The sequence below is a fragment of the Pseudomonas simiae genome, from assembly GCF_900111895.1.
GTDB classification, from domain to species: domain Bacteria; phylum Pseudomonadota; class Gammaproteobacteria; order Pseudomonadales; family Pseudomonadaceae; genus Aquipseudomonas; species Aquipseudomonas simiae.
Genome location: NZ_FOKB01000009.1, coordinates 212,868 through 225,374, shown reverse-complemented (window position 1 = coordinate 225,374; position 12,507 = coordinate 212,868). Strand labels below are relative to the sequence as shown.

Below are 12,507 nucleotides of genomic sequence, written 5' to 3'. Positions count from 1 at the left end.
AAAGAGGCTAGACCCCTGTGGCATTGACGATTCTTGGCCTGTCCGGCGCCCTTAGCCATGATCCTTCCGCAGCCTTGTACATCGACGGCAAGCTGATCGCGGCCGCCGAAGAAGAGCGCTTCGTACGCGACAAACATGCAAAGAACCGCATGCCCTACGAATCGGCGAAGTTCTGCCTGGAGCAGGCCGGCATCAAGCCTTCCGACGTTGACGTGGTGGCGATCCCGTTCGCCCCGATCAGCCTGTTCGGCGAGGCGCGCTGGCACTACGCCAAGCGTTACTGGTACGCCCCGGACCGCGCCCTTGACGCAATCCTGATGGGCAACCGTCGCTACAAGCGCTATCGCAACAAGATCGTCTGGTGCCTGGAGCAACTGGGCTTCGATCCGAAGAAAATCAAGATCGAGCCGGTTGAACACCACCTGGCCCACGCTTCCAGCGCCTACCACTGCTCCGGCTTCCAGGAGAAAACCGCGATCCTCGGCATCGACGGTAAAGGTGAGTACGCCACCACGTTCTTCGGCTACGGCGAAAACGGCAAGATCCACAAGATCAAGGAATTCTACGATCCGGACTCTCTCGGCGGCCTGTACGGCGCAATCACCGAATTCCTCGGTTTCGAGATGCTTGACGGCGAGTTCAAGGTCATGGGCATGGCCCCGTACGGCGATGCCAGCAAGTACGACTTCTCGCGCCTGGCCTCCTTTGAAAACGGCGAGTTGGTGATCAACACCGACTACGCCAACGTGATCGGCCTGCGTCGTTACAAAGAGAAGGGCAAGGGTTTCTACTTCTCGCCAAAACTGATCGAGTGGCTGGGTCCGAAGCGCGAAGGCGATATCGCCGACGAGCCTTACATCCACTACGCCGCGAGCATGCAGGCGCTGTTCGAGAAGCTGGCCCTGCAGATGATCGACCACTACCTGGGCGACATCCTGAAAGACACCGGCAAGCTGGCCTTTGCCGGCGGTTGCGCGCTGAACGTGAAGCTGAACCAGAAGATCATTGCCCGCGACGACGTGAAGGAGCTGTTCGTACAGCCGGCCTCCGGCGATGCCGGCACTGCTGTCGGTGCCGCGGCCTATGTGTCCCACGCCCGTGGTGTACCGGTGGAGAAGATGGAACACGTCTACCTCGGCCCGTCCTACAGCAACGAAGATGTGATTGCCGCGTGCGCCAAGCACGAAAGCAAACCGAACTGGCGCAAGATCGAAAACATGCCCCAGCGCATCGCCAAGATCATGGTCGACGGCAATCCGGTGGCCTGGTTCCAGGGTCGCATGGAGTTCGGCCCGCGTGCCCTCGGCGGTCGTTCGATCATCGGTTGCCCGAGTGCGACCGGCGTGGCTGACCGTATCAACCACCAGATCAAGTTCCGCGAGCGTTGGAGGCCTTTCTGCCCGTCGATGCTCGACACCGTGGCCCCGCAGATGATCAAGGTCGATCACCCGGCGCCGTTCATGACCTTCACCTTTGAAGTGGCGGAAGAGTGGAAGACCCGCGTGCCGGAAGTGGTCCATGAAGATGGCACCTCCCGCGCCCAGGTGCTCAAGCGCGAGTACAACCCGCGCTACTACGACATGATGAAAGAGCTGGAAGTGTTGACCGGCAACGGTGTGTCCTTGAACACCTCGCTCAACCGTCGTGGCGAAGCGATGATCTGCTCGCCGAAAGACGCGCTGGACATGTTCTTCGGCTCCGACCTGCAGTACCTGATCATGGAAGACATCCTGGTCGTCAAGGACGGCGTGGACCCTTATGACGCCGTGGTCTAAATGCTGAACCGCTTCCAGGCGTGGCGTGAGCGTGGCTGGACGCCTGTCGAGGCCGAGGTTTACGCCCAGGCCTGGCAGCGGTTTGGCGGCAGCGTGGCGACCCATCCGCAGGTGGTCGAGCGGTTGGCGGGCCTGGCGCAGATTCCTGTGCGTTACCTGGGCTGGGAGCAGGACGGCGAACTCAAGGGCGCGATTGCCACCTGGGGGCGCGACCTGGCCCTGTCCAAGGACGTGCTCAAACGCAGCGGCAAGAAAGGCCTGTTTGACCTGGGCAATGCCGAGATCATCCTGCCGATCGCTGCCGATGCGCAGTTGCCGGTGCGCCATCGCGGGCGCTACCTGTCAGCACTGAACCAGGGCCGCATCATCACCCTCAAGCCCCAGGCCGAGCAATTGGCCATGGCGCGTACCCCCGAAGACCTGTCGAAGAAGTTTCGCTACAACCAGCGCCGCGAATTGCGCCTGCTGGAAGAGGCAGGCGGTGTGGTGCGGGCGGTAAACGAGTTTTCCAGCACCGAGCTGGCGGCAATCTACTGCGATCTGTTTCAGCGCCGCTGGGGCTTTCCGGCCACGGGGGCCGAGCGTCTGGCTGAGGTGCTGGCGCTGCTCAAGGAGTTCCTGATCGGCTCGGTGCTGTTTCTCAACGATGCGCCGATTGCCGTTCAGTTGGTGTACCGGGTCGATTCGCCAGAGTGGATCAGCATTGAGTACGTCAACGGCGGTGTCGATCCTGAAACCCGTGCGTTCAGCCCTGGCAGCGTGCTGAGCTTCCTCAACACGCAAAGCGCCTGGGAACAGGCGCGGGCCGTGGATAAACCGCTGCGTTTTTCCTTCGGGCGTGCCGACCGCGAGTACAAGGAGCGCTGGTGCAACCCGGTGCCGGTGTTCAGCGTATGAGCCGCAAACAGCAACTGCTCAAGCGCCACCGGCGCAATAAACGCATTGCGCTGCTGATCGGCCTGCTGCTGTTGATCGCGGCCGGTGTGCTGGTGGCCTGGTGGCTGCCGCTGATCCTGGCGGTGTTGCTGTGGGTGGCCCATGAAGCCTGGTTTGCCGACCACCTGTTTTATTCGCCCAAGGATGACTACCAATACAGTTTTGCGCCGAGTGGCCAACAGGTCGGATTGCGTCTGGAGGGCGGCAGGTTGCTGGCAGATACGCCGCTTGAGCTGGCTGGCGATGAAACGCTGATCGTCGAAGTACAGCTCAAAAGCAACCTGTGGGGGCGTTTCTTTGATCCTGCGGTTGAGTTTCTGGACGATCGCCAGGCGTTCGAGCGCGGTGTGGTCGGCAAGCGTTACTTGAACCTCACGGGCTCGGCGCAGGCATTGGCCGCGGGTGAGCTGCGCCTGCGCGGGCGTTTTTGCCGCGTGATCGGCCAGCCGGTCTTGTGGGTGTTTCGCCAGCCCGATGCTGCGCGCCATCGCGTGATGGTGATCGCCCCTCATGCCGACGATGCCGAACTGGCCGCCTTCGGCCTGTACGGCCAGGCGGATGAAAGCTGGATCGTGACCCTGACCGCCGGTGAGATCGAGGCCGAGCACTATCAGCAGATGGGCCTGCCCAAGGCTGAAGCGGCGCGGATCAAAGGGCGCCTGCGCGCCTGGGACAGCATTGCCGTGCCGCGCTGGGCCGGCGTGCCCGAGGCGCACTGCGTGCAGTTGGGGTATTTCTGCCTGCAACTGCCGGCCATGCGTGACGCCCCCGATCAACCCCAGGCATCGCGCGAAGCGCAGTTGGACGATACGCGGCTGTTCCGCCAGTTCAATGCCCTGGCGTTGCCGGGGGATGTGGACGGTGCGCCGACTTGGAATAACCTAATCGCTGACCTGCGGGCAGTGTTGCTCAAGGCGCGTCCCGAGGTGATTGTACTGCCCACGCCAGTGCTCGACCCCCACCCTGACCATATCTGCGCCCACACCGCGGTGGTGCAGGCGTTGCAGGGACTTGAGTGGCAACCGACCACGTTGCTTGGCTACGCCAACCATCTGCACGATAACGACCGTTGGCCCATGGGTGATTCCGGTGCTGGCGTCGCTTTGCCGCCGCAGTTCGATGCTGGCCAGGTGCTTGAACCTTATTGCCGGGTGCTGAGCGAGAGCCAGCAGCAGGACAAGGCCATGGCGCTGGGCATGATGCATGACTTGCAGCCCCGTGCGCCGTTCAAGCGCCGGGTGCGTCGCCTGTTGCAGCAATGGCTGGCTGGTCGTGGTCCATCGCCTTACGGCGAGAATGAGTTTTTCCGTAAGGCCGTGCGTCGTCACGAGCTGCTTTGGGTGCTGAAGCAGGACTGAAATTGACTTTTTTCGTCGGGCTGCGTGCGCGTAGCAGCCCGATTGCCTCATGGAGTGATATGAAGCCTCGTTTCAAGGTTTTGCAGTTGCAGCCTGACTACAACGTCAAACTCAATGATTTCGCCGATCTCGGTGAGCAGATCGTCAAGGCGTTGCCGACCGAGCGATTCGAGGTGACGTCGGCCTTTCTCAGCGGGCGACCGCAGCCGGGCCAGCCGTTGAGCGTGGCGGATCATTCCAAGTATTTCGAGTTTCCCGAGAAGGCTCTCAAGGGCATTCGCCTGGGCGCCATGTGGGAAATCTACAAGTACTGCCGCGAGCAGAAGTTCGACGTGGTCATCTGCAATCGCTTCAAGTCGGTGAACATGATGCTGTCGCTCAACCGCTGGTTGAAGATCCCATTGTGCATTGGTATCTCTCACGGTTTCGGCGAGTACGAGCGCGCCTATCGCCGGCGCCAGACGCGTCGTTTGGTCAGCCCGGCCTGGCGCTTTGTCGGGGTGTCGGCGGCGGTCAGGGATTACCTCGTCGGGCTCAACTGCGGTTTTACCCGAGAGAACACCACCTTCGTCACCAACGCCATCGATATTCCGCAGGCCGAAGCCTTGCAGCTGCCGCGCGAGCAGGCGCGCCAGGCGCTCGGGCTGCCGCTCGACGCGCGAATCATCGGCGCATTGGGGCGCCTGGTGCCGATCAAGGGGCACACGCACCTGCTGCAGGCGTTCGCCCGCCTCAAGGACAAATACCCCAACGCCCAGGTCGGCATCATCGGTTCCGGCCGTGCCGAGGCGGATTTGCGCGCAGACATCGAGCGCCTCGGTCTCACCGGCCGTGCGCACCTGCTGGGTTTTCGCGAGGATGGCCTCAAGTATGTGCGTGCCTTCGATATCTGGACCATGCCTTCCTTGCTTGAGGGGCTGGGCCTGGCGCTGCTGGAAGGCATGAGCGGGCGCCTGCCGGTGATTGCCTCCAACGGGCCGGCCATGCTGCCCCTGGTAGAAGGGGCGGGCGGTTTGTCCCACGAGCCGGGCAATGTCGAGCAACTGACAACGGCCCTGGACACTTATTTGGCCATGAGCGATGAGCAATTGCGCGCCAAGGGTGAGCAGGTGTTCCGTTACCTGGAAGAGAACCACGCCTTGGCCGAGTTCCAGCAGAAGTACCTGAACCTCATCGAAACCGGTTTGAAAGAAGTAGGTAGAGCATGACAGCGCAACAACCCCTGGTCTCAGTGATTATCGCGTCCTACAACCACGGCCGGTATATCGAAGAGAGCATCCTCAGCGTGCTCGGCCAGACGTACCCGAATATCGAACTGCTGGTGGTGGATGACGGCTCCACGGATGACAGTGTCGAACGCATCCAGCGCTTGCAGGCCAAGCACGGCTTTGATTTCCAGGTGCAGCAGAATCAGGGGCTGACCGCCACGCTCAACGCTGCCATCGCCCGCGCCAAGGGCAGCCTGATCGCACCGTTCGGCTCCGATGACATCATGCTGCCGGACCGTCTCGCCATCCAGGTGGCCTATATGGCGGACAAGCCGAAGGTGGGCATGTGCGCCGGTAATATCGAGCTGATCGATGGTGATGGCAACCTGCACCCGGAGAAAAAGCAGCGCCGCGACGTGCCCTTTCGCAGCCTGGATTTCGACGACATGTTCATGGACCGCAAGCCTTTCCCGCCAGCGCCGACCATGTTGATTCGCCGCGAAGTGCTGGAAGAAGTGGGTGGTTTCGACCCGTTGATTCCTCTGGAAGACCTGCTGATCCAGCTGAAGATCACGGCTGCCGGCTACACCATCGACGCTCTTGGCGTGGTGATGGCGCGCTACCGGCAGCACGCGAACAACACCTACAAGAACCACCGCTACATGATCCAGAACATTCTCAAGACCTATGCCCATTTCAGCGAGCATCCGGCCTACGACGCGGTGCGCTACAACTTCCTGAACTCGATGTTCTTGAAGACCGCCGACCGTGACCGGCCGCTGGCGCGAGAGATACTCAAGCAGATCCCGTTGAAGTTCTGGGGGCGCAAGACCTTGCGTGGCTTGGTGCGATTGTATCTGGCGCCCCTCAGGGCGTGAGGCGGCAGGCGCGGTGAAAAAGGCGACTATCAGCAGTGATAGTCGCCTTTTTTTATCAGGCGGCGGGGCGGCTCAGCGCCAGTACGTGTTCGCGGATTTTCGCCGTGGCGCCTTGACTGGCAACCGACGCATAACCTTTGGCCAGCTGTTCGAAGTGTGTCTCAAATAACCAGGCGCGGTCCTGCGGGTAGCGCTGCATATGACGCAGGTTGCGCTGGCGCAAGGCGTTGCGCAGCGGCGACGGGTAGATGCGCAGGTCGGCGATATCGATCAGGCCGAACTCGCCGTCGTCCATCAGCAGAACGTTGCCCAGGTGCAGTGAGCGGAAGTACACGCCGCGCTCATGCAGTTGGGCCATGAACTGGCCGAAGCGTTCGATCAGCGATTCGCGCAGGCTGTTGTCCAGGCTCTGCAGGGCCTGGCGCAGGGTCAGGCCGGGCAGTGGCGAATAGCTGACAGCACTGCTTGCATCGGGCAGACGGTAGAGGCCCAGAATCTGCGGTGTGGGGATACCCAGGGTGCGCAATTGCTCGGCGTTGCTGGCAAACCGTTCGGAATAGGGGTTGAAGCTGCCAGAGGTATACCACCGGCGTGGGCGGAACACTTTGAGGAAACGACCGTCGGCCAGGCGCAGGACCTTCGGGCCCAGGCCGTCGGCTTCGATCACGTGGGCATCGGCGCACAGTTGATTGAAGCCTTCAGGCTGCAGGTTTTGCACCGGTATGCGCAGCAGGCTGCGACGGCGCTGGGCCATGCTCAGGCCGGTGATGATGGCCAGTGGAATCCACAGCAGGAACCAGTGCTCCTTGGGGCGTGACAGGATGCCACCGCCTTCGGTCAATCCGGCGCCGATGCCATAGGCAAGCAGCGACGATGCCAGGATAAACAGTGGTTGCGCGCGTTCTTTGAGGCCTTTATACAGGCCCCAGCCGAGCATGAAGATCCATGGGATAAAACCGATGATCCCGACGTAATACAGCACGCCCAGGGCAAAGCTGTGCGGCTCGCGCAGCTCGTAGCCGTCGGACAGGGTCAGGTACAACTCGGAGTCATAGCTGTGGCCGATCCAAGGATGTTCAGCAATGCGCTGCAGGGACATGCCCCACAATTCGAAGCGGAACGAGCTGCCGCGAGTGGTGATCTGTTCGGGGTAGAGCAGCAGAAGCCCGACGCCGCCCAGGATCATGCCGGCTATCAGCAAGGCTGAGCGGCGGTTGCGGCTGACGAAGGTCATCCACAGGATGGTCAGTGTCAGGGCGACCAACGGTGTGCGTGAGCCCGTGGCCAGAACCGCCGCGAGCATGACCGCCAGAGCCGGGGCGCTGAACCACAGGACGTTCAGGCGCTGGGTGGTCATGCAAACATATAGCCAGTAGACGCAGAAGAAACCGAATAGATGAGAGCTGAGCAGCGGGTTGTCGAGGGCGCCACGCCCACCGATCATGCGCATGCCCGGTTCGAAGCCTTTGACGAAGGCCACCAGGTTGCACAAGCTCACCACGAGTGCAATCACAGCAGCACTGAAGAAGATCGGTTTGAACAGTTCGTTGCGGTAATGCAGTAACAGACCGCAGCCGCCAAACAGCATGAAGGTATTGAGCGGGCGCTTGAACAGGTCGGTGTCGGTGGTGGGCTCGGGGCTCCACATCAGGCTGGCCAGGGCCCAGGCAGAGAAGGCCAGGAATGCGAGCGCCAGGGGCTCACGCAGTAACTCCTTTAACTCCCGAGGGCGCATGCACAACATGAACAGGGTCGGTACGCTGAACAGGATGTAGACGATTCGATGCAGCACGTTGCGGTTGGATACGAAGAACAGCGAACTCAGTAACAACAACAAGCCAATGGGCAAAATCCATAGGACCAGGAAGTCGAAAACGCGATTTGAGCCATAGATCAGGCGCTTGGAGTGCATACAGAAAAGCCATTCCATTTAGAGAAAGCCGACCATCTTAAAGTAGTGGCTATATAATGTCGCTGGTCGGGACCGACCAGGCTGTGGGTCATGCAGGGTGCAAGTACAACAGAGAAGCTGTGCTAAAGTCAGCCTCCTTTTTCAAAACGCCGCGTGATATGACCGACTCCAGTCCGAGCGCAAGCCCTTCGAGCTTGAAAATATACTTCCGTCTGCTCAGCTATGTCAGACCCTATGCGGGTCTGTTCGCATTGAGTATCCTCGGATTTCTGATTTTCGCGTCGACCCAGCCCATGCTGGGGTACATCCTCAAGTACTTCGTCGACGGTCTGTCCAATCCTGAAGCCGTACTGTTCCCCAGTGTGCCATTCCTGCGGGACCTGCAGTTGCTGCAGGCGGTACCGCTGCTGATCATCCTGATCGCCGCCTGGCAGGGCCTTGGTTCGTTCCTCGGTAACTACCTGCTGGCCAAGGTTTCCCTGGGCCTGGTGCACGACCTGCGGGTGCAGTTGTTCAACAACCTGCTGACACTGCCGAACCGCTATTTCGACAACCACAACTCCGGGCACCTGATTTCCCGCATCACCTTCAACGTGACCATGGTCACGGGCGCGGCCACTGACGCTATCAAAGTGGTGATCCGTGAAGGCATGACGGTGATCTTTCTGTTCGCCTCGCTGCTGTTCATGAACTGGCGCCTGACGCTGGTGATGATCGCTATCCTGCCGTTGATTGCAGTGATGGTGAGCACGGCCAGCAAGAAATTCCGCAAGCAGAGCAAGAAGATCCAGGTGGCCATGGGCGACGTGACGCACGTCGCGTCGGAAACCATCCAAGGCTATCGCGTGGTGCGCAGCTTTGGTGGCGAAGTCTACGAGGAAAAACGCTTCCTCAAGGCCAGCCAGAGCAACACCAACAAGCAACTGCGCATGACCCGTACCGGCGCGATCTACACGCCGGCGCTGCAATTGGTGATCTACACCGCGATGGCGGTGCTGATGTTCCTGGTTCTTTATCTTCGCGGCGATGCCTCGGCAGGTGACATGGTGGCCTACATCACCTTGGCAGGCCTGTTGCCTAAGCCGATTCGTCAGCTCTCGGAAGTCAGCTCGACGATCCAGAAGGGTGTGGCCGGCGCCGAAAGCATTTTTGAACAGCTGGACGAAGAGGTCGAAGTTGATCGCGGCACGATCGAGCGTGACAAAGTCAGCGGTCGTCTTGACGTACGCAACCTCAATTTCACCTACCCAGGCACCGAGCGCCATGTGCTCAAGGACATCAGCTTTACCGCCGAGCCAGGGCAGATGATTGCCCTGGTAGGGCGTTCGGGCAGCGGTAAATCGACCCTGGCCAGCCTGATCCCGCGTTTCTATCATCATGAAAGCGGCGAGATCCTGCTGGACGGCATCGAGATCGAGAACTACAAGCTGCTCAACCTGCGCAAGCACATCGCCCAGGTGACCCAGCACGTGACGCTGTTCAGCGACACCGTGACCAACAACATCGCCTACGGCGACCTGGCCGGCGCACCACGTGCGGAGGTTGAGGCGGCGGCTGCGGATGCCAATGCCAAGGACTTCATCGACCAGTTGCCCAAGGGCTTCGATACCCAGGTCGGCGAAAACGGTGTGCTGCTGTCCGGCGGTCAACGCCAGCGCCTGGCTATTGCCCGTGCCCTGCTGAAGAACGCACCGTTGCTGATTCTCGACGAGGCCACCTCGGCCCTCGACACCGAGTCCGAGCGCCACATTCAGGCGGCGCTGGACAAGGTCATGCAAGGTCGCACCACCCTGGTGATCGCGCATCGTTTGTCCACCATCGAGAAAGCTGACCTGATCCTGGTGATGGACGATGGCCGGATTGTCGAGCGTGGCACCCACGGCGAACTGTTGGCACAGAACGGCTACTATGCCCGCCTGCACGCCATGGGACTGGATGCGCCGGTTTCCGCCGACATCACCTGACCTTCTGTGCAGGAGCCGGCTTGCCGGCTCCTGCATTGCAAAACCCTCCCGCAATCCTCCTGTAACCCTGTGCTAATATCGCGCCCCTGTTCATTTTGTATGTGGGTTGCTCCATGAAGTTGTCCATGCCGCGATTCGATCAAGCCCCTGTCTTGGTGGTCGGCGATGTCATGCTCGACCGTTACTGGCATGGCGGTACCTCACGGATTTCCCCTGAGGCACCGGTACCGGTAGTCAAGGTCGAGCAAATCGAAGACCGTCCAGGTGGCGCTGCCAACGTTGCCCTTAACATTGCCGCCCTCGGCGCCCCAGCCTCCCTGGTCGGCGTGACCGGCGACGACGAAGCCGCCGACAGCCTGGCCAACAGCCTGCGCGGTGCTGGCGTGCGCGCGCTGTTCCAGCGCATCGCCCACCAGCCCACCATCGTCAAGCTGCGGGTCATGAGCCGGCACCAGCAATTGCTGCGTATCGATTTTGAAGAACCCTTCACCACTGACGCCCTTGCCCTGCGTGGCCAGGTCGATCAGTTGCTCGAAGGCATCAAGGTGCTGGTGTTGTCCGACTACGGCAAAGGCGCCTTGAAGAATCACCAGGAACTGATCCTGGCCGCCAAGGCCAAGGGCATTCCGGTACTGGCCGATCCCAAGGGCAAGGACTTCTCGATTTATCGCGGAGCCAGCCTGATCACGCCTAATCTCAGTGAGTTCGAAGCCATCGTCGGCGGTTGCACCGATGAGCACGATTTGGTGACCAAGGGCGCGGCGCTGATGGCCGATCTCGACTTGGGCGCCTTGCTGGTGACCCGGGGTGAGCACGGCATGACCCTGCTGCGTCCGGGCCACCCGGCGATGCACTTGCCGGCACGTGCCCGCGAAGTGTTTGACGTGACCGGCGCCGGCGACACCGTGATTTCCACCCTGGCCGCCTCGATTGCGGCGGGCGAAGAACTGCCCCACGCTGTGGCCCTGGCCAACCTGGCGGCAGGCATTGTGGTGGGCAAATTGGGTACCGCTGCCATCAGCGCGCCTGAATTGCGGCGTGCGATCCAGCGCTCCGAAGGTTCGGAGCGCGGTGTACTGACCATCGAACAACTGCTGCTGGCCATTGACGACGCCCGTGCCCACAACGAGAGCATTGTGTTCACCAATGGCTGCTTCGACATCCTGCACGCCGGTCACGTGACGTACCTGGAGCAGGCGCGCGCCCAAGGTGATCGCCTGATCGTTGCGGTCAACGACGACGCGTCGGTCAGCCGCCTCAAAGGCCCTGGCCGTCCGATCAACAGTGTCGACCGTCGCATGGCAGTGCTCGCGGGGCTGGGCGCGGTGGACTGGGTGATCAGCTTCCCTGAAGCGACCCCGGAAAACCTGCTGGCCCAGGTCAAGCCCGACGTGCTGGTCAAGGGTGGCGATTACTCCGTCGACCAGGTTGTCGGGGCGGATATCGTCAGTGCCTACGGCGGCAAGGTCAAAGTGCTGGGCTTGGTCGAAAACAGCTCGACCACGGCCATTGTCGAGAAAATCCGCAACAATGAGTAAACGCGTTCTTATCACCGGTGGCGCCGGTTTTATCGGCTCGCACCTGGTCGATGCGCTGCTTGCCAAAGGCTACGGCGTGCGGGTGCTGGATAACCTGTCCACCGGCAAGCGCAGCAACCTGCCGCTGGACAATCCGCGCGTTGAATTGCTGGAAGGTGATGTAGCCGATGCCGAGCTGGTGGCCCGCGCCGCCGTCGACACAACGGCGGTGGTGCACCTGGCGGCAGTGGCCTCGGTGCAAGCGTCGGTGGATGATCCGGTCAGCACGCACCAGAGCAACTTCGTCGGCACCTTGAATGTCTGCGAAGCTATGCGCAAGGCCGGCGTAAAACGTGTGGTGTATGCCTCCAGCGCCGCGGTCTATGGCAACAATGGCGAAGGCGCTTCGATTGACGAAGAAACCACCAAGGCGCCGTTGACGCCCTATGCGTCCGACAAGCTGGCTGGCGAGCACTACTTCGACTTCTACCGTCGCCAGCATGGCCTGGAGCCGGTGATTTTTCGCTTCTTCAATATCTTCGGCCCCCGCCAGGACCCCTCATCGCCGTATTCCGGCGTGATCAGTATCTTCAGCGAGCGCGCGCAGCAGGGCGTGCCGATTGCCGTGTTTGGCGATGGCGAGCAAACCCGTGACTTCATGTACGTGGAAGACCTGGTGGACGTGCTGGTGCAGGCCATTGAAGCGCCGTCGGCACCGTTGGGCGCCATCAATGTGGGCTGGAACCGCACCACCACCCTCAAGCAGGTGTTGCAGGCCTTGGAAGAAATCGTCGGCAAGCTGCCAACGGTGACTTACGGGCCGGCGCGTTCCGGGGATATCCGGCATTCACGGGCGAATAACCAGCGCTTGCTGGCGAGCTTCACGCTGCCGGAGCCCACGCCGTTGAAGGTTGGGCTGCAGCGCTTGCTCGAAGGCTGAACGCAATCAAGTGTGGGAG

Annotated in this window: 9 protein-coding genes; 8 read left to right on the top strand and 1 reads right to left on the bottom strand. The window is 61.2% G+C overall.

The window, feature by feature from the left end; all coding sequences use genetic code 11:
* Positions 1-17: 17 nt before the first annotated feature.
* Genes BMZ57_RS24540 through BMZ57_RS24520 form a run of 5 tightly spaced genes read left to right on the top strand, consistent with a single transcriptional unit; the run spans position 18 to position 6,155 of the window.
* The gene (locus BMZ57_RS24540) at positions 18-1,775 is read left to right on the top strand and encodes a carbamoyltransferase family protein (protein WP_010213673.1); all 1,758 of its coding nucleotides are present in this window, start codon (positions 18-20) and stop codon (positions 1,773-1,775) included.
* Entirely contained in the window at positions 1,776-2,672 is an 897-nt protein-coding gene (locus BMZ57_RS24535) for an antimicrobial resistance protein Mig-14 (RefSeq protein ID WP_069672808.1), read from the top strand. It abuts the gene before it with no gap.
* Positions 2,669-4,069 (top strand): PIG-L deacetylase family protein, encoded by a 1,401-nt coding sequence (locus BMZ57_RS24530; RefSeq protein WP_069672807.1) that lies wholly within the window; start codon positions 2,669-2,671, stop codon positions 4,067-4,069. The genes BMZ57_RS24535 and BMZ57_RS24530 overlap by 4 nt, the downstream gene beginning before the upstream one ends.
* A gap of 59 nt (positions 4,070-4,128) precedes the next feature.
* Positions 4,129-5,277 carry a glycosyltransferase gene (locus BMZ57_RS24525; RefSeq protein ID WP_010213669.1) on the top strand — a complete coding sequence of 383 codons (1,149 nt, stop codon included), beginning with the start codon at positions 4,129-4,131 and terminating at the stop codon, positions 5,275-5,277.
* Complete coding sequence (locus tag BMZ57_RS24520; protein WP_010213668.1) at positions 5,274-6,155, top strand: glycosyltransferase; 882 nt, start codon at positions 5,274-5,276, stop codon at positions 6,153-6,155. The genes BMZ57_RS24525 and BMZ57_RS24520 overlap by 4 nt, the downstream gene beginning before the upstream one ends.
* A gap of 55 nt (positions 6,156-6,210) precedes the next feature.
* Here the strand turns inward: BMZ57_RS24520 and BMZ57_RS24515 are convergent, their stop codons facing one another.
* Positions 6,211-8,067 (bottom strand): O-antigen ligase family protein, encoded by a 1,857-nt coding sequence (locus tag BMZ57_RS24515; RefSeq protein WP_010213667.1) that lies wholly within the window; start codon positions 8,065-8,067, stop codon positions 6,211-6,213.
* Between the two features lie 158 nt (positions 8,068-8,225).
* Here BMZ57_RS24515 and msbA point away from each other — a divergent pair, with 158 nt between their 5' ends.
* The 3 genes from msbA (at position 8,226) to BMZ57_RS24500 (ending at position 12,488) form a co-directional block, all read left to right on the top strand.
* Positions 8,226-10,031, top strand: a complete 1,806-nt coding sequence (gene msbA, locus BMZ57_RS24510; protein WP_010213666.1) for a lipid A export permease/ATP-binding protein MsbA — start codon at positions 8,226-8,228, stop codon at positions 10,029-10,031.
* 113 nt (positions 10,032-10,144) lie between these two features.
* A complete protein-coding gene (gene hldE, locus BMZ57_RS24505) occupies positions 10,145-11,569 on the top strand; it encodes a bifunctional D-glycero-beta-D-manno-heptose-7-phosphate kinase/D-glycero-beta-D-manno-heptose 1-phosphate adenylyltransferase HldE (RefSeq protein WP_045791364.1) in 1,425 nt (474 codons plus the stop codon).
* Positions 11,562-12,488, top strand: a complete 927-nt coding sequence (locus BMZ57_RS24500; RefSeq protein ID WP_069672806.1) for an NAD-dependent epimerase/dehydratase family protein — start codon at positions 11,562-11,564, stop codon at positions 12,486-12,488. Before hldE ends, BMZ57_RS24500 begins: the two co-directional genes overlap by 8 nt.
* The last annotated feature ends 19 nt before the right edge of the window (positions 12,489-12,507 follow it).